An 18,873-nucleotide genomic window follows, 5' to 3' on the forward strand; every position below is an offset into this window, starting at 1 on the left:
CGCAGTTATGTATCTGAACATTACTGTAAAGCGGGGTGCGGCTTTGCTATGCCTGTTGGCTGGTATAAGCGGCCATTGCTTTGCACAAACTTTACCGCTGAAGCAGGCGATCGATATGACCCTGCAGCATTATCCCACACTGAAGGCAAAGAATACGCTCGCCAACGCCGCCGCCGCGCATACGACCGATGTAAAGCACGACTGGTATCCAAACCTTAAACTGGTGGAAGAAGCCACCATTGGCTCTGATAACGGGGTGTATGGGTCTTACTTCCCTATGAGCATTATCCCCTCTACATCCGGTGGTATCCGGGCGGCCAACAATTCGCAGGCTGTAGCCGGTAATATCGGCATGGCACAGCTGCAATGGGAAGTATACAATTTTGGCCTGTACAAGGTGCGGAAGGATGAAGCCAGGCAACAACAACAGGTAGCCGGTGCAGATGCCGGCATCACGGCGAATGATCTCACTGTTGCGGTGATACAGGACTACCTGTCTATGCTGGAATATTATAACCTGATGCGTATTCAGGCGGACAATATAGAACGAACCAAATCAGTATCGCAGGCAGTAACAAGTATTGTACTGCATGGATTAAAACCGGGGGTGGATAGTGCGATTGCAGCCGCGGAGCTGTCAAAAGCCAGGCTGAACTACATAGATTTTCAGAACGGGTACAATAAGGTGCGCATGCACCTGGTTAGTATGACGGGGTTAGACAGTACAGCCATTGTACCTGATACGCTGTATGATAAAGGGCTGCGCCAGGTCTTATTGGCCCAGTCCGATACCGGCGCCGTGGAGCCGACACATCCTGCTTTGATGTATTACAATGCCCTGCTCGCGGCTAACAAAAAACATGAACTGGTGATCCGTAAATCGGCCCTGCCAAAGGTGATGGTGCTGGCGGCAGGATGGGCCCGGGGATCCAGTATCAATAGCAGCAATGAGTATCAGCAATTAAGCAGTGGTTTCGGCTATAGCCGGTACAATTACCTGGCGGGTGTTGGCATCACTTACAATGTGGCAGACATCTTTCATACAAGAGACAAGATGCGGGAGCAGTATGTGCGCACAACGGCGGCCGCGAACCAGCTGGAATCATCACATACTTTGCTGGATAATGAGCTGAACCAGGCGAGGGTGAATATTCATACCGCGGCAGACAAGCTGAATGAAATGCCTGCACAGCTGAATGCTGCGAAGGCCGCGGCGGCACAGAAGATGGCGCTGTACAAAGGTGGCTTGACGAATATCATTGAAGTAACGAATGCATTGTATGTGTTGAACCGTGCGGAGAATGATCTCATCCAGACAAGGCATGATGCATGGCAATCGCTGTTTATGGAGGCCTTTGCGACGAATACGATCCAGGCATTGGTGCAGCAGCTGGAAGCGGTGCGGGCGGCGTTGTAACTGTGCAGGAAATGGAATGATAAAGCATCATAGCTTTTATTATGCAAGCGGTTTCATTAGCAATAAGGCAATGCGGACGACATTGTAACTGTGCAGGAAATGGAACGATGGAGTATCATAGCGTTCACCTTTTATTATTAGCGTAAAATCTGTTCTCTGAACTTAAAATTAATTTATGTCATTAGTCTCTACTGCCTTAAAAAAGCCAATCTCGGTCGTCGTACTGACACTGGGCGTGTTCCTTTTTTCTATCCTGGCAGTCATCAATATACCCATTGATATCTTCCCGAAGCTGAACCAGCCGACTATCTATGTAATAGAACCATATGGCGGTATGTCTGCCCAGCAAATGGAAGGTTTCTTTGCAACCCGCTTACAGGACCAGTTCTTATATGTGAACGGGATCAAAAATATCAGCAGTAAGAACATCCAGGGGCTCAGCATGATCAAGCTGACTTTCTATGAAGGTACTGACATGGGTGAGGCCTCTGCGCAGGTGGCGCTGCAGGTAAGCCGTGCCATGAACTTTTTTCCTCCTGGTGCTGCACCGCCACAGGTGATCCGTTTTGATGCGTCTTCATTACCGGTAGGTGAGCTGGTATTCAGCTCCCGGACACGCCCGCTGAAAGATATCTATGATATGGCAAGCACCCGCATCCGGCCTATGTTTGCAACTGTTCCGGGTTTGAGTGCCCCACCGCCATTTGGTGCGAATGCACGCTCAGTGGTAGTGAATGTAAACCCTGACCGCCTGCGTAGTTTTAATCTCAGTGCGGACCAGGTGGTGGAAGCGATTGCGCGGAACAATGCCATGAGTCCTTCCGGGAATATTCGTATCAACAATAAAATGTTCCTGACTACTATCAATTCATTGGAGCAGGAGGTGACTGATTTTGGTAATATTCCTGTGGCTACGAATGGAAATGCGACGGTGTTTGTAAAAGACATTGCGACTGTTGCTGATGGGGCAGATGTGACGGTGGATTATGCGCTGGTAAACGGGAAGCGTTCTGTATATATGCCGGTGGTGAAGACGCCTGATGCCTCTACCTGGGAAGTGGTGAAACAATTGAAGGCGAAGCTGCCCGAGATGCAAAACCTCCTGCCGGAAGATACGAAGATCACCTATGAATTTGACCAGTCCGTAGCTGTGATCAATGCCGTAAAAGGCCTGATGACTGAAGGTATCCTGGGAGCGGTGCTGACGGGATTGATGGTGTTGTTGTTCCTGCGTGATTTAAGGAGTTGTCTTGTCGTAGTGATCACTATACCGATTGCTATTTTGTCTGCAGTGTTTGGATTGTATTTGTCGGGGCAGACGATCAACTTGATGACTTTATCCGGATTGGCGCTCGCTATCGGGGTTCTCGTGGATCAGGCTACAGTCACGATTGAGAATATTCACCAGCACCTGGAGATGGGGAAACCTAAGAAGCAGGCGATATACGAGGCTTGCGAGGAAATTGCGTTCCCGCTGTTGCTGATCCTGTTATGTATCCTGGCGGTGTTTGCGCCTTCCTTCATCATGTCGGGTGTGCCGAAAGCGATGTTCCTGCCATTGTCTTTGTCTATTGGTTTTGCCATGATGGCATCTTTCTTTACGGCGCAGACATTGGTGCCGGTTATTGCTAACTGGTGGCTGAAAGCAGCGCGATACCAGCATGCGCATGCTGGCCTTGCATTGGATAATGATGAGGTGAAAGAAGTGAATGATCATATGGCGGAGCAAAAAGCACACCCGGAAAAACTGAATGGTTTTGAGCGATTCAAAGCCTGGTTTATGCGGGTGCTGGAAAGGCTTGGAAAGCGCTCTGCACTGGTGATTGCCGTTTATTTGGTACTGGCATTCGGGGCTGCGGGAACCGCATATGTGATGATTGGTAAAGACCTGATGCCACATATTAATGTCGGGCAATTCCAGCTGCGCTTGAAAGAACCGGATGGTACACGACTGGAGAGAACGGAAGAAAAGGTGCACCAGGTATTGCAGTTGATTGATAAGGCAACTGATAATAATGTTGAGATCAGTTCTGCTTATGTGGGTCTGATCCCTACAAGCTATGGTTCCAGTAACCTGTATGTATTCAATGCAGGTACTCACGAAGCGGTATTGCAGGTAAACCTGAATGAGGATTACAAAGTGAATATCGATGCGCTGAAAGATAAACTGCGGGAGATGATTCATGAGAAATTTCCGCAACTGCGTGTGTCATTTGAGCCGATAGATATGACGGAGAAGATTATGGCGCAGGGCGCTGCAACGCCGATAGAAGTGAGAGTGGCAGGTAAGGATATGCAGCAGATCCAGCAATATGCGACGACTTTGACTAATCGTTTGAAAGGAGTGCCGTTTTTGCGGGATGTGCAGATCGTACAGCCTTTGCATTATCCGGTCATTAAGATCAATGTGGATCGGTTCAAGGTGGCGCAGATGGGATTGAATGTATACCAGGTGGCACGCTCTGTGACAGCATCTACATCCAGTAGTCGGTTTTCTGAGAAGAACCAGTGGCTGGATGAGAAGGGGGCTTACACATACCAGGTGCAGGTGCAGATCCCGGAGTACAGTATGCAGGCGATCAGCGATCTGCAGGAGATCCCGCTGGTACGCGGACAGGCAAGACCTGTGCTGGGTGATGTGGCAGCTTTTAGTACCAGTGAGGTACCAGGTGAATATGACCGTTCCGGGCCGCGTAGGTACCTGACCGTGAGTGCGAATATTGCAGGTATTGACCTGGGTGCTGCGACGAAGGCCGTGCAACATGAGATTGATGAGATGGGAGCACCACCCCGTGGTTTGATTGCGGAGGTGCAGGGTAGTTCTGGTTTGCTGACGGATACCCTGAATGGTTTGCAGAATGGATTGATGCTGGCGGTGATGGTCATCTTCTTATTACTGGCGGCGAATTACCAGTCATTCAAACTGAGTTTTGTGGTATTGGTGACGGTGCCGGCGGTAATAGCGGGCGCCTTGCTGATGTTGTTGCTGACAGGGTCTACCTTGAACCTGCAATCGTATATGGGGATGATTATGTCTACGGGGGTATCTGTGGCGAATGCGATTTTGATTGTGACGAATGCAGAGAAACTGAGGATTGATTACAGGGATGCGTATAAGGCGGGGATTGTGAGTGCGGGCATTCGTTTGCGCCCGATCCTGATGACAAGCCTGGCGATGATAGCGGGTATGATACCAATGGCCTCGGGCATGGGTGAATCAGGAGACCAGACGGCGCCTTTGGGCAGAGCGGTCATTGGGGGCCTGATTGCTTCTACGGTTGCGGCTTTGTTTATACTACCGTTGGTGTATGCACGAATGCAAAGGAAAACGACGTTTGACCCGGTTTCGCTGATGCCGGAAGATGATGTTTCAGCTGCGCAAATGCAGGGCGATGGGATGGCACATGAACATTAGAAGAAGATGATGAGGAAACAAACAGGGTTTTCACAAATGCAGGAGGAAACTACAAATTTTTTTGAATACTAAACTACGATTCATTACCATGAATATTCAACATAGACTTGTCATTATAGGTACTGCGGTAAGCATGCTGGCAGCCTGCCGGGAGGCCGTTTCGAAAAAGAAAAAAGAGGAGCAGCACCATGCCGGTCAATATACATTTTCAACAGTAGTACAGGAGCCTTTATCATCCAGTATCCAGTTGCCTGCGGTACTGGATGCTTACCAGAAAGTGAGCATCTATCCGCGTGCCAATGGATTTGTGAAAAGTGTATCCGTAGACAGGGGATCTGTCGTGAGAAAAGGCCAGATGTTGCTGCAGCTGGATGCGCCGGAGGTGATTCAGCAATACTATGCAGCACAGGCGAAATGGCTGCAGGCGAAGGCGGACTATGCGGCATCCCGGGATAATTACGAACGTACTGTGGCGGTGAGTGCCACCCCCGGTACGATTTCGCCCCACGACCTGGAGGTATCGGATGCAAAGATGCTGGCGGATAGTGCTATTATGAACAGCCAGCTGGCAAACTTCAGGGCATTGGAAGCGACCCGTAGTTATCTGCAGGTGACGGCACCGTTTGATGGGGTGATTACGGAACGTAATGTACATCCCGGTGCACTGGTGGGGCCGACTACCAATATTGATGGCAGGCCGATGCTGATGCTGGAGCAGGAGGATCGTTTGCGTCTTATTGTGCAGGTGCCGGAGATCTATAGTGCGCAGCTGACTGATGCACAGAAGGTGTCGTTCCGGGTGAATGCCCTGCCTGGGAAGGTGTTTACAGGCACTATCAGCCGTCAGGCGGGATCATTGAATGACCGTTTCCGTTCAGAAGCGGTGGAAGTGGATGTGTACAATCCGGATCATACGCTGAAACCGGGAATGTATGCGGAGATTACGATTCCGGTGAGTGGCAGCAGGCAGGCAATGGTGGTGCCGGCAACGGCAATCGTGACATCTACAGAGAAGAAATATGTGATTGCGGTGAGGAGTGGCGTTACCCATTGGGTAGATGTGCAGGAAGGGAATCATCATAATGATTCTACGGAAGTGTTTGGTTCATTGCAGCTGGGAGATAAGGTGATAGCACCAGCAACGGATGATATTAAGGAGAATACCGGCATAGAGTAACAGGCGGCAGCATTTTTGTGATACACTATTCAAAAGGTGTATTATGAAAAAATCAACAAACCTGAAAAGAGCGATAAAAGAGGTAAAGAGAGAAAATGTAGAGGTCGCGCCCAAGGCAAAGACGACTGCAAAGAAGGATTACGACGACGATCAGAACCATTTGCTGGAAGGATATGATGAGAGTGAATATGACCAGAAAGATATTGCCGACGAGAAAAGAAAAAAGGGAGCCTGACAGTGGCTCCCTTTTGATTTTTAACTATTGGCGGATTTGAAACGGCCAGGATTAATTACCCGGGAAAAACACCACACTCACTCCCACAGACCTTGTATCCGGATTATATGTAGGCATTGCAATAGGATGCATACTATACTTCCTTTCTTTCCCGTCCTTCTTCGCAAAAGCTTTCTCCATTTTAGGGAATACCCAGTAGGCAGCCTTGGTGCTCAGGATGCCAAGACCAGCCCCTGCCACAACATCACTCAGCCAGTGGCGGTTATTATACATACGTAATACACCTGTAGCTGTCGCCACTGCATAACCATATACCCCATACCATGGGCTTACATCCTTATACTCCTGGCGCATAAATTCAGCACCCATAAAAGAAGTGGCTGTATGACCGGAAGGGAACGAATTAAACGTACTACCATCCGGGCGCTGCCTGTGAGACATTGTTTTTACACCACCTACAGTTCCCATCATAATGAGACTGGACATACCCAGGATAATGGTGCGGTCACGGAAATTATGTGCACCGTGAATGCCCATTGCATTCAATGCATACACACTCAATGCAGGTGCATAGCGGGTATAATTATCTATTTTGGTATGGAAGCGGGAATTGTCTTCCATGATTTCATTTTTAGTGCTGTGATCGAGATTACGGAGCGGACCGTATTCGAATGTGGCAAGGCCATAACCTAACATAGCAGCAGGTACTACTACGCTGGCAATGGTGCATTCATACTTTTTTGTTCCTTTGAAGAGTTTTGAAAAGGAGCTATCTTTTTTGAACAATGTTACCCCCGAATCAGCAGGTAGTTGCTGAGCACAGGCCCCGCTAACTATTACGAACGGCAATAACAGTTGTAGGTATAAAGAATTCAATCTCATCCAATACAGATTAGCGGAAGTAACATAATGTTGTGCATATCTACAAAACAAAATAAACATTCTGTAGAGAATCTGAAGGTAAATAATATTTTATTTAGATGGATCAAACGTTTGTAGGAGCTTGAGTTTAAACAAACGTTTGAATGGCAACAGGCTGTGGTTGGCTTTTTAAATAAAATTGAATTTTTATTGTTTATATTTGCGTCAGAACCAGGAAATGGTGTCTTCCTGCACAAGAACTGTCCCGTATTCTTCGGGTCTGATGGCGCCTACAAATAGTAAGTATATTTCTGCTCATACAAGCGGGCAGTTCTGTTTATATATTTGTAGGAACATGACGAAAATTAACAAATCTTTAGAACAATTTACGATTGCTTACCAGCTGATGCGCTGGACTCTTATTATTATTCCTGTTGCGCTGGTAGTCGGCTCGCTGGTTGCCTTATTCCTGTGGCTCCTGGACTACGTTACGCATTTTCGCTGGGAACACGAATGGTTATTGTATTTGCTGCCGGTAGCGGGGATTGGGATTTATTTCCTGTACAACAAGCTGGGGGGTACTTCAGAAAAAGGCAATAACCTCATTATGGATGAGATTCATGAACCGGGAGGTGGTGTACCCGCCAGGATGGCGCCTTTGGTATTGCTGACGACGATCCTCACACATTTATTCGGGGGCTCTGCAGGGCGTGAAGGTACAGCGGTGCAGATAGGAGGTAGTATGGCGGGGCTTATAGGTAAGTGGATGCGCCTTTCTGCAGCAGATCTGCGGATCTTGTTGATGACAGGGATTGCGGCAGGTTTCGGGGCGGTATTTGGTACGCCGCTGACGGGTACTGTTTTCGCGCTGGAGGTACTGGCCATTGGTGTGATCAGGTATGATGCATTGGTGCCCTGTTTGATTGCTGCGGTATTTGCCGACTGGGTATGTAGTGCCTGGGGCATTCATCATACCCATTACCAGATCTTGTTTAAATCGGATACACCTTTTGATTATGTGCTGCTGGCAAAGGTGATTGTGGCGGGGATTGCATTTGGGCTAGCGAGTTTTTTATTTTCTACCTGCATGCACCAGATCAAAAAATATAGCAAGGAGTTTATTAAGCCTGCATGGCTGATTCCCGTAGCTGGTGGCGTGATCATCATTGTATTTTGCCAGGTATTGGGAACGAAGGATTACACTGGTTTGGGGGTAACAGGCAAGTACCCTGATGGTGCAAGTATTGTGAATGCATTTAAGGAAATGGAGATGTCCAACTGGGCCTGGTTATGGAAATTGTTGTTCACAGCGATTACGCTGGCGATGGGCTTTAAAGGTGGTGAGGTAACCCCGCTGTTTTTCATTGGCGCAGCATTGGGGCATACGATAGCGGTGTTGATAGGGGCGCCTATTGATCTCTTTGCTGGAATAGGTTTTATTGCCGTATTTGCAGGGGCTACAAATACACCCATCGCATGTACGCTGATGGGGGTGGAATTATTCGGCACCAGTAATGTCTTGTATTTTGCGGTGGCGTGTTTTACAGCGTATTATTTTAGCGGGCATGCGGGCATTTATAGTGCGCAGCGTCTGGGTGTATCGAAGAAATGGAAGTAATGAACTTCGAAAAAGCAGCTGCCAGGAATTAATCAATTTCATTTAGTATTTTCAAAGAAAGCAACAGCAACATTTGCCCGGCAAAGTTTTTGTTGCACATTGCTATCTAAATTCATAATATGAAAGCCATTACAATTTCCCAATTCAAAGCAGCACCGGAATTAACGGAACAACCTACACCTGCAGTAAAAGCCGGCAGCATGCTGGTCCGCATTATTGCAGCTGGTATCAATCCCTTCGATACCAAAATGATCGATGGGATACTGGATGGCCAAATGCCTCATCATTTTCCCATGATACCTGGTGTGGACGCTGTAGGTGTTGTGGAAGAAATTGGGGAAGGTGTAACACTTTTTAAGGTAGGTGATAACATCTATGGCCAGTTCCTGCATGCTCCTGTAGGTGAAGGTACGTTTGCGGAATTTATAGTGGTGCCTGAAAAAGCAGCACTGGCATTAGCGCCTAAAAAGATTCCCCTGCAACAGGCAGCGGCTATACCAACTGCAGGTATGACTGCTTTACAAATGATCGAGAAATCAGGCCTGAAGCATGAGCAGATCGTACTTGTAGTCGGTGCTACCGGTGGTGTAGGGTTATTCTTTATTCAGTTAGCCGCCATGCAGGGTATTTATGTGATTGCGACTGCAAGTGATGAAAACGGCGCCAGCAAAGTAAAAAAACTAGGTGCAAAAGAAACCATCAATTATAAAAAGATATCTGTTGCAGAGGAGATCAGGCGTAATTACCCCGATGGTGTGGATGGACTGATTGATATGGTCAGTACTCCGGATGCGTTTAAAGAAATGACTGCATTGGTGAAGAAAGGTGGTGTGGCTTTTACTACAGCCTTTGTAGCGGATGATGAAGATTTGAAAAGAAAAGGACTGCAGGGTGGAAATTTTGAGTTGAAAGGGAATCGCACATTACTGGATGCATTGTCTGATGCAGTTGATAATGGTGCAGTGAAGATCCCATTGGAGAGGGAGATTACATTAGCAGAAACACCTGCTGCATTAGCTGCTATTAAAAAATTAAACAGTAAAGGAAAGACGATTATTGTATTCTAACTATCAAGACTATCTGAGCCGGCCGCAAACCCACGGCCGGCTTCATTTACCTCATTAAAAATTAATTTCGTATCTTTGCCTCGTCCGTCACATCCCCATACTTACACTTTACTTGCTTCTACTTTAGCATAACCCGGGGCTTTCATTGATTTGGCATTTTGTGACAGCTTTCAATTTCCTGTACTATTCAGGTGCGTTTTTTGATGTGTGGAATTCCATACCTCGATTGGCATTTTATTATAGCATCGATTTTTTGACTAAAACTGTATTATGAGTAAAACCATTATTGTATCGAACAGGCTACCGGTAAAGATCACTGAGAAAGAGGGCGAATATGTGTTGAATCCGAGTGAAGGCGGTTTGGCTACAGGTCTGGGGTCCATTTACAGGCAAGGCTACAACATCTGGATTGGATGGCCCGGGGTGGACGTAAACGAAGCAGCACAGGTACAAATTAAGGAGCAACTGGGCACCATGAACCTGATGCCGGTGTACCTGACCCAGGATGAAATCAATAATTATTACGAAGGATTTTCGAACGAGGTACTGTGGCCGGTTTTCCACTATATGTCCGTTTACGCCCGTTATGAGCAGGTATATTGGGATTACTATTACCAGGTAAATACAAAGTTCAGGGATGCTGTGCTGGAAGTGGCAGCGCCCGGGGATGTGATCTGGATCCATGATTACCAGTTACTCCTATTGCCCGGCATGATCCGTGCCGCAGCGCCGGATGTAGCCATTGGTTATTTCCAGCATATTCCGTTCCCCTCTTTTGAATTATTCCGTTTGATCCCATGGCGCGTAGAACTGCTCGAAGGTATGCTGGGGGCGGATCTCTTAGGCTTTCACACTTTTGATGACAGCCATCATTTCCTCAACGCTGTTACACGTTTACTGCCATTGAATGCCACTGCAAACGTGGTGACGGTGAATGACCGGGCAGTGGTAGCAGAAACCTTTCCCATGGGTATAGATAACAGTAAATTCGAACTGTTGTCGCAAGACCCTGAAGTACTGAAACAGGTGGAAAGCCTGCGCGAGAATTTCCATGGTACCCACATGGTTTTGTCTATTGACAGACTGGATTACAGCAAAGGTATTATACAACGCCTGCAGGCTTTTGAATTGTTCCTGCAACTGTATCCTGAATATATTGAGAAAGTCGTACTGTATATGATCGTCGTGCCATCGAGAGATACCGTGGCACAATACAAGGAACTGAGGGAGGCGATCGATATGCTGGCAGGGGGCATCAATGCCCGCTTCCGTACATTGAACTGGCATCCGATCAATTATTTCTATCGCAGTTTTCCGGTGGAGACATTGTCTGCATTATACAGTTTTGCAGATGTAGGACTGGTGACACCCATGCGTGATGGTATGAACCTGGTGAGCAAGGAATATGTGGCCAGCCGCAAAGATAGCGATGGTGTACTGATCCTGAGTGAAATGGCGGGTGCCAGCAAAGAGCTCATTGATGCACTTATTGTGAACCCTAATAATATCGGTGCAATCGCACGCGGCATTCATGAGGCATTGAATATGCCGGAAGGTGAGCAACGCAGAAGGATGAAACAAATGCAGCAGATTGTATCTAAGTTTAATATTTCACATTGGGTAAAATTATTCATGGCAAGATTACAGGAAGTGAAACAGCTACAGCAGTCTATGCTGGCGAGAAGAATGAGCCTGGAAATGCAGGTACATGTAAGAAAAAATTATAAAGGTGCGAAGGAAAGAGTGATCTTCCTCGACTATGATGGCACACTGGTTGGATTCCAGACCAATATTGATTTGGCATCTCCTGACCAGGATCTGATTCAGTTACTGACAGAACTGACAGTAGACCCACTGAATCATGTGGTGATGGTGAGCGGTCGTAAATACCAGACATTGGAAGAATGGCTGGGGCATCTGAAACTGGATCTTATTGCGGAACATGGGGCGTTTCAAAAAAGGCATGGGGAAGAGTGGCAGCAACTACCGGGATTAACAGATCATTGGAAAGCGGATATTGCGCCTATCCTGGAGACATTTACGGATCGTACACCAGGTTCATTTATCGAAGAAAAGAGTTTCTCATTGGTATGGCATTATCGCAAAGCGGAAGCTGGTTTGGGTGAATTGCGCGCGAATGAACTGATGAATACCCTGCGTTATTTTTCAGCGGATAAAGGCTTGCAGTTATTGCCGGGTGATAAGGTGATTGAAGTGAAGAATGTAGAGATCAATAAAGGTAAGGCGACATTGTCATGGTTGCAGAATAAGCATTATGATTTTACCCTGGCGATAGGAGATGATCATACTGATGAAGATATTTTTAAAGCCTTGCCACAGGATGCGGTGACTATTAAGGTAGGTAGCCAGGTATCGTCTGCGAGATTTTATTTACGGAATCATAGGGAGGTAAGAGCGTTTTTGAAATCACTGATTTTGGTGTAATAAAAACATTCACGAAAGCGGGAATTCACCAACGGTAATGAAAACCTTTTTCTGGAAAAAGAGGCTACAGCGTTCTGTCTGTAGCCTCTTTCATTATTGTAAACCTTCATTCAAAACTATTTGAAGATGGGCGTATCCAGTTTCATCGCTATCCGGTATGCTGCGTTCATCAGGCCCACATGGCTGTATGCCTGCGGGAAGTTTCCCCACTGACTGCCATTTGTTTCATCCACATCTTCACTAAACAGCAAGAGGTGATTTGAATACTGCATCAGCTTTTCAAATTCCTTTACTGCATCATCCACTCTGCCCACACATGCGAGTGCTTCCACATACCAGAAGGCACACACCAGGAAGGTTGTTTTCGGCTTACCGAAATCATCAGAATGCAGGTAACGATAGAATAAGCCATTCGGTGTTTTTAGCTCTTTTTCCAATGCCGCCAGGTGGTCTTTTGCCTTGTCAGAAGCCGGATCCAGGTAGTTCATCATAATGAGCTGTAAGGTACTGGCATCGAGGTACTGGCTCCCTGTGGCATTGGTGTATACTTTACGAATAGGATCGTAACAGCTTTCGATGTGTGCAGCAGCCCTGTTCTTCAGCGCTACTGCCTGTGCCGCGAGGTCATTACTACCTATGATACGGGCCATTTTCTCCGCAGCAGAGCAGCCCGCCCACTGGAACAGGTTACTGTAACAATGGATGTTCGCAAAGTTGCGGAACTCCCAGATCCCCGCATCTTTTTCGTCGATCGTACGTTCAATCTTTTTAAGCAGGTATTCGATCCACCATGCGGAATCTTTTCTTTCGGAGAAGATAAAGCGGTGATCGGTATACAAGGGAAGCATGGAGATGAGCACCTGTCCGTAAATATCGTTCTGGATATGCTCATAGGCCTGGTTTCCGATCCTCACCGGCTGGTTACCCTGATAACCGTCCAGATGTGGAAGTATTTGCTCAACCAGGTTCTTTTTGCCTGTGATGCCATAGAGTGGCTGATAACGATAGTCGCCTGAGAAGGAAATATCCGCTACATAGCTGAAGTATTTTTCCATTTCCTCGAAGTGGCCAATATGGTTGAGGGCGGTGATAACGTAAAATGTATCCCTGAGCCAGCAATAGCGGTAATCCCAGTTACGCCCGCTGCCCGGAGATTCCGGCAAACTGGTCGTACTGGCGGCAATGATGGCGCCGGTATCCTCGTACTGGTGAATTTTCAGGGCCAGGGCAGAACGGATCACTGCCGGCTGGTAGAAGTTGGCGATATTGGAGTGTTTGATCCAGGTGCGCCAGTATACGGTTGTCTCGCGGAGGAAACGTTCAGCAGTACTATTGAGCGGTGCTTCCAGCGGCTGACCATAGGAGAGAAGGAGGTACTTCTCTTCATTCAGCACGAAGAATTCGTCTTCAAAAAGGTAGCTCACGGGAATATTGGTAGTAAGGCGGATATGTTCATCACATCCGAGAAATTCGATGTGGTTACTGCCCCGCTGTGCTTTGAGTTTGCGGCCACCATAATCACATACAGGCTCACATTTTACCCGCACACGGGGATTCCCTTCCAGTGGTGTGATCTTACGGATCAGCATCAGTGGTTTGAAATACCTTTCGTATTGATAAAAACGGGGGGCAAAATCTGTGATCCTGTATTTGCCATTTGCACTGGTAATTTCAGTGACCAGGATGTTGGTATTTTCAAGATAATACTGTCGGCTATTGTATTCTCCCTCTGGAAGGATGGAGAACTCTCCTCCCTTTTTCTTGTCAAGCATGCCTCCGAACACGAAGGTACTATCCATCTGAGGCCAGCAAAGCCAGTCGATATTGGTGTTGATGTTCACATGCGCCAGGTAGGCACAGTTACCGATCAGACCTGTTTGATAGGTGTGTTTTTCCATAAGTATTATTCCTTTTCCGGCTTGGTATTATGTTATTCAATGCATCTTTCTTCACTGATTGTTCATTGTTTACACAAAAGATGTTCCACAATTGAGGAATTGGGGAATCCAATACGGATTTAAAATCCGCTGAAAGGGAGCCTTGTTCGGGGTGGATCATTGGCAGACGGGGTATTCAGGCTGTTGTAACCAATGAGGACCTGCGGGCAGCAGACTGATTGGCATTTTTTTCGTACATTATACTGTATATGCGCAAATGGCTTCGTATAACCATCGTTGTTTTCAGTGGCCTCATCGGTCTGTTGCTATTGCTTTGGCTGGCCCTTGCTTTTTATATCCATACACATAAGGCATACATCCTAAAGCAGATCAGCGACCAGCTGAATGAACGCCTCCATGGGGGAGAGCTGACTATTGCAGAACTGGAACCTGCCCTGGTACAAAGCTTTCCGGATGTATCAGTTTCGTTGAAAGATGTAAGTGTGAAGGACAGTCTCTGGTCTCGGCATAAACACGAACTGGTAAAGGTTTCGCGCCTGTTTGTACAGGTGAATACACTCGCCTTGCTGAGGAAGCAACTCGATATTAAGCGGATCAGTCTACAGAAAGGAACCATCTATTTATATACAGATGCAAGCGGCTACACCAATACCAGTGTGTTAAAGAAAAACGACGAGCAGGTAAAGAGTACGCAAGGCAGCAGCACGAATGCAGACATTACGCGCCTGAACCTGGAGCATGTAAGGTTCGTGATGGATAACCAGCTGAAGGGTAAATCCTTTGATTTTGATGTCTCGCGTCTGCGGGGTAGCTTACTCACCAACGATTCCGGTTGGACCGCTAAAGTGGACATGGATCTGAAGGTAAACTCCTTTGCCTTCAATACAGAGAAAGGAAGTTTCTTAAAAGATAAGAACCTTTCTACTGACCTGGAATTGCATTTTAATACGAAGAAAAAGATACTGGATATTCCGCAGCAGCTCCTGCGGATTGATGATAAGCAGGACCTTTCTGTAGGTGCGAATTTCTCATTTGCTGATGACAGGGCTTTTACCATACATATCATAGCAGAAAAGGCTTCGCTGGCGCATGTATCTACCATGCTTACGCCAAATATCAAAGAGCGGCTGGATAGTATTCATATGGAGAAGCCATTGGATGCAGAATGTGTGATCAAAGGAGGCCTGGCCGATAAAGGTACGCCCTTGCTGAAGGTGATCTGGAAAACAAAAGATAACAGTGTTACGACCAGGGGCCTGGAACTGACGGAATGCAGTTTTGGTGGTAGTTACAGCAATGACTGGGTGCCGGGGAAAGGGCATGGGGATGAAAATTCCATCATTAGCCTGTACGATCTGAACACGCGCTGCTTTAGCATACCTGTAACGGCGGATACGGTGCATATTGCCAATTTACAATACCCGGTGCTTACCGGCTATTTCAGGGCAGACTTCCCGTTGACTGACCTGAATGCGGATGGACCATTTAACTTTACAGGCGGCACTGCCAAAGCGAACCTGTTTTATAAGGGAGGCATTCAGGCGGTTGATACGATCAGGCCTTATCTGAAAGGTACTGTAGAAGTATTACACGGTGCGCTGGCCTATACGCCACGCAACCTGCAGTTTACGGATTGTAATGCCAAACTGGATTTTACAGGGCAGGACCTTTACCTGGAAAATATCAGTGTCCAAACGGCCAGGAGTAAGCTTTTCATGGCGGGTAGTGTGCTGAATATCACGAATCTCTTTTTCACAGCACCCGAAAAATTGCAGCTCGCCTGGAAGGTCCATAGCCCGATTCTGGACCTGAATGAATTCAGCAGTTTCCTGGCCCGGAGAGGCAAGGTGGTGCAGCGCAAGGCGACAGCACGGAAAAAGATGACCAGGATAACCAGTCAGCTGGATGTGATGCTGAATGCATGTAACGTGAACCTGAATGTTTCCCTGGATAAGCTAATTTACCAGCGCTTCATCGCCCAACAGGTAAAGGCGGACCTTTCACTGACACAGACAGACATCCGGCTGAACCAGATTGCGCTCTCACATGCGGGTGGAACCATTCAGCTAAGTGGGAACCTGATCCAGAATGGCAATAATAATCGTTTTAAGATCAATACAGACATTAACAATGTGCATGTGGACCAGTTGTTCTATGCCTTCAATGACTTCGGTATGCAGACCTTAAATTCGAAAAACCTGCGGGGTATATTGTCTGCGAAAGCGAATATTTCAGGGAATATCTACGACAATGGTAAAGTAGCCCCGAAATCGCTGTATGGAACAATGGGTTTTGAGTTGAAACAAGGCGCGCTGGTGCATGTATCGCAGCTGGAGGATATCGGGAATATTGCGTTCAGGAAGCGGGATATGGGAAATATTACTTTTGAGAATGTAAAGAACAAGCTCACCATACAGGGCGACAAGGTGTTGGTACCACCTATGCAGATCAATTCCAGTGTGCTCTACATGGATGTTTCCGGGGTGTACGGCATGACTTCCGGTACGGATCTATATATCGATGTTCCGCTGCGTAATCCTAAGAAGGATGAAGATATTGATGACAAGGAGATAAAAAAGAAGCGCAGGACCAGGGGGATCGTGCTACACCTTCATGCTACAGATGATGGAAACGGCAAAGTGAAGATAAAATTGGGCAGTAAGAAGAAAGAAGAGGGGAAGGATGTAACAAATTAAGGATAGCCGGCGTTTGATGGAAGGAAAATTAAACTATTTTTGCGGCCTTATAATTATTAATTTACCCATGAGGAAACTATTGCCAATCGCTTTGCTGGCTATGATCGTGGCCTGTAAGAAGAATGAAGATACCAGAACTTCGATCAATTACACTGGCAAATGGTTCATTTCGCAAACGGTCAGTCTGCAGTATTACACGGAAACTAATGGGGATACTGTTTATTACAGGAAGGATACCACTAATTATGCGGATAGCACGGCTTACCTGAATATCAGGCTGACCGGGTATACTACCGGTGTGGCGGCCCTGTACCTGGCGGGATCGCTGGATTCAGTAAGCTATGAGTATAAGACGAAGGAGTATTTTAAACTGGACAGTACCTTGTGTGTAGTAGGAGTGGTGAATGATAGTACTTTCAACTTTAACACGCTGATCTATGAAGGCGAAGTAGTGCCTGATAAGGTACTGGTGACGCAGGATTATTTTTACATGAACAGAAGATGATTTTATCAGTAACCACAGTTAGATGACCGGGTGATGGCAGACAGCATGCGGTTTGCACCGAATCCTTATTTTACTCCGCATAAATTTTTATACCAGCAAATAAGTTAATGTCGGCAGGGAACAAAAGGCATGATTTTTTATGCTTTTAACCTGACCATATTATTCCAGATGTCAAGAGACTTTTTCAGCACATTCCGGACTGCTTTCCGGACATTACAAAGCAACGACCCACTTAGGCTGGCAGGCGCTACCGCCTTCTTTGCCAGTTTTGCGCTACCTCCGATTTTGTTGATATTATTGCAGGTCATGGGCCTGTTATTTGACCGTAAACATCTGGGTAAGCAATTATTTCAGCGACTTGGTGAGCTGGTAGGTACGGATAGTGCAGAGCAGGTGATCGTGACGCTGAGAGGGTTCCGCAACCTGGGTAAAACCTGGCCGGTGGCGACATTGCTGTTTATCTTCCTGTTGTTTGTAGCAACGACCTTATTAAAAGTGATCCGCAGTTCCCTCAATCAATTATGGCAGATCCGGTTGTCGGAGCGGGAGGGATTTGTATTATCCCTGATGGGACGGCTGCGCTCCCTGATTGTGATCGGGGCGGCAGGTATCCTATTCCTGGCCAGTGTGTTTACAGAAAGTGCCCATGCTTTCCTGGGTACTTATATTCACGACGTCTTTCCTAATGCTGACCTGATTTTCAACGAATTGTTTGCGCAGCTGGTATCGCTGGCTATCGTGACAGCCTGGTTTACAGTATTGTTCCGTTACCTGCCTGATGCAAGGCCTGACTGGAAAGTAGCGTTTTCAGGGGCATTCCTGACAGGTATCCTATTCAGTATTGGCAAATTTATGCTGAGACGCTTACTATATGGGGGCAATATAGGTATCCTATACGGAGCCTCTGCTTCGGCAGTGTTGCTGATGCTGTTTATCTTTTACAGTTCGATTATCTTTTATTACGGGGCAGCGTTTACAAAGGCCTGGAGTGAATTCAAACAACGACCAATGCAGCCTTTGCGGAATGCAACGTTTTACGAACTTGCAGATGTAGAAGCGTGAAAAAGATGGTAAGCGTTTAAGCAGAACGTGCGCGTATGATAACTACTCACATGAATTAAGAACTGAGGGTGCTTTAGGCTTCCCCTCTCAGTACCATTTCAATATGCTCCTTTACCGGGCTACTAAACCCTTCTACAGTAATCTTTGGATGCTGATCCAGATTGATTGTAATCCGTCCGTTTTCATTTACCAGTGTGTCAGACAGAGGCTCCAGTAATGCATGCATTTGCCTTACACCCATTTGTGCAAGTTGGTTCATGACAGTATCTTCCAGCTGATGGAATTCACGATTCTTGTAAGAATAGATAACCTGGATCATAGTGTTACAGTTTTCAAAGGATGATTAAATAATTAATACTTGTTCTTCTTCTTATTGCCGGTTACGCTATCACCCCGTTTACAATAAGGATGATAAATAGTTTTCATTGGATGAATTGTAATATATGTCCCCAAAGAATGAGCAAAAATCAAACCAGT

The 18,873-nt window shown here is 46.7% G+C and carries 13 protein-coding genes and 1 riboswitch; of the genes, 10 read left to right on the plus strand and 3 right to left on the minus strand.

Annotation, left to right across the window (positions count from 1 at the left end; all coding sequences use genetic code 11):
• Positions 1-7: 7 nt before the first annotated feature.
• From U0033_RS02910 to U0033_RS02925, 4 genes are all read left to right on the plus strand, one after another.
• Positions 8-1,417, plus strand: coding sequence for a TolC family protein (locus U0033_RS02910; RefSeq protein ID WP_072357790.1), 1,410 nt, complete (start codon positions 8-10; stop codon positions 1,415-1,417).
• A gap of 175 nt (positions 1,418-1,592) precedes the next feature.
• Positions 1,593-4,832 (plus strand): efflux RND transporter permease subunit, encoded by a 3,240-nt coding sequence (locus U0033_RS02915; protein WP_072357787.1) that lies wholly within the window; start codon positions 1,593-1,595, stop codon positions 4,830-4,832.
• Between the two features lie 88 nt (positions 4,833-4,920).
• Positions 4,921-6,009, plus strand: a complete 1,089-nt coding sequence (locus U0033_RS02920) for an efflux RND transporter periplasmic adaptor subunit (protein WP_072357784.1) — start codon at positions 4,921-4,923, stop codon at positions 6,007-6,009.
• Between the two features lie 43 nt (positions 6,010-6,052).
• Positions 6,053-6,244 carry a hypothetical protein gene (locus U0033_RS02925; RefSeq protein ID WP_072357781.1) on the plus strand — a complete coding sequence of 64 codons (192 nt, stop codon included), beginning with the start codon at positions 6,053-6,055 and terminating at the stop codon, positions 6,242-6,244.
• Positions 6,245-6,295: 51 nt separating this feature from the next.
• Here U0033_RS02925 and U0033_RS02930 read toward each other — a convergent pair whose 3' ends face one another.
• Positions 6,296-7,126, minus strand: coding sequence for a phosphatase PAP2 family protein (locus tag U0033_RS02930; protein WP_072357778.1), 831 nt, complete (start codon positions 7,124-7,126; stop codon positions 6,296-6,298).
• 204 nt (positions 7,127-7,330) lie between these two features.
• Positions 7,331-7,405, plus strand: a riboswitch (Fluoride riboswitch).
• A gap of 55 nt (positions 7,406-7,460) precedes the next feature.
• On the opposite strand from U0033_RS02930, the gene U0033_RS02935 reads away from it, so the two are divergent.
• The 3 genes from U0033_RS02935 to U0033_RS02945 all read left to right on the plus strand — a co-directional run bounded on the left by U0033_RS02935 (position 7,461) and on the right by U0033_RS02945 (position 12,235).
• Positions 7,461-8,723, plus strand: a complete 1,263-nt coding sequence (locus U0033_RS02935; RefSeq protein WP_072357775.1) for a voltage-gated chloride channel family protein — start codon at positions 7,461-7,463, stop codon at positions 8,721-8,723.
• Between the two features lie 119 nt (positions 8,724-8,842).
• Positions 8,843-9,790 carry an NADP-dependent oxidoreductase gene (locus tag U0033_RS02940; protein WP_083571383.1) on the plus strand — a complete coding sequence of 316 codons (948 nt, stop codon included), beginning with the start codon at positions 8,843-8,845 and terminating at the stop codon, positions 9,788-9,790.
• A gap of 270 nt (positions 9,791-10,060) precedes the next feature.
• A complete protein-coding gene (locus U0033_RS02945; protein ID WP_072357772.1) occupies positions 10,061-12,235 on the plus strand; it encodes a bifunctional alpha,alpha-trehalose-phosphate synthase (UDP-forming)/trehalose-phosphatase in 2,175 nt (724 codons plus the stop codon).
• A 116-nt stretch (positions 12,236-12,351) separates the two neighbouring features.
• Here U0033_RS02945 and U0033_RS02950 read toward each other — a convergent pair whose 3' ends face one another.
• Positions 12,352-14,133 (minus strand): glycoside hydrolase family 15 protein, encoded by a 1,782-nt coding sequence (locus U0033_RS02950; RefSeq protein ID WP_072357769.1) that lies wholly within the window; start codon positions 14,131-14,133, stop codon positions 12,352-12,354.
• Between the two features lie 248 nt (positions 14,134-14,381).
• Between U0033_RS02950 and U0033_RS02955 the strand changes: the two genes are divergently transcribed.
• From U0033_RS02955 to U0033_RS02965, 3 genes are all read left to right on the plus strand, one after another.
• Positions 14,382-16,829 carry an AsmA family protein gene (locus U0033_RS02955; RefSeq protein ID WP_072357766.1) on the plus strand — a complete coding sequence of 816 codons (2,448 nt, stop codon included), beginning with the start codon at positions 14,382-14,384 and terminating at the stop codon, positions 16,827-16,829.
• Between the two features lie 67 nt (positions 16,830-16,896).
• Positions 16,897-17,334: a hypothetical protein gene (locus U0033_RS02960; protein WP_072357763.1), complete on the plus strand. Its 438-nt coding sequence runs from the start codon at positions 16,897-16,899 to the stop codon at positions 17,332-17,334.
• Between the two features lie 168 nt (positions 17,335-17,502).
• Complete coding sequence (locus tag U0033_RS02965) at positions 17,503-18,396, plus strand: YihY/virulence factor BrkB family protein (protein ID WP_177318553.1); 894 nt, start codon at positions 17,503-17,505, stop codon at positions 18,394-18,396.
• Between the two features lie 73 nt (positions 18,397-18,469).
• On the opposite strand, the gene U0033_RS02970 is transcribed toward U0033_RS02965, so the two are convergent.
• Positions 18,470-18,715: a hypothetical protein gene (locus U0033_RS02970; protein WP_072357758.1), complete on the minus strand. Its 246-nt coding sequence runs from the start codon at positions 18,713-18,715 to the stop codon at positions 18,470-18,472.
• Between the last annotated feature and the right edge of the window lie 158 nt (positions 18,716-18,873).

It is taken from the genome of Chitinophaga sancti, from assembly GCF_034424315.1.
Classification (GTDB): domain Bacteria; phylum Bacteroidota; class Bacteroidia; order Chitinophagales; family Chitinophagaceae; genus Chitinophaga; species Chitinophaga sancti.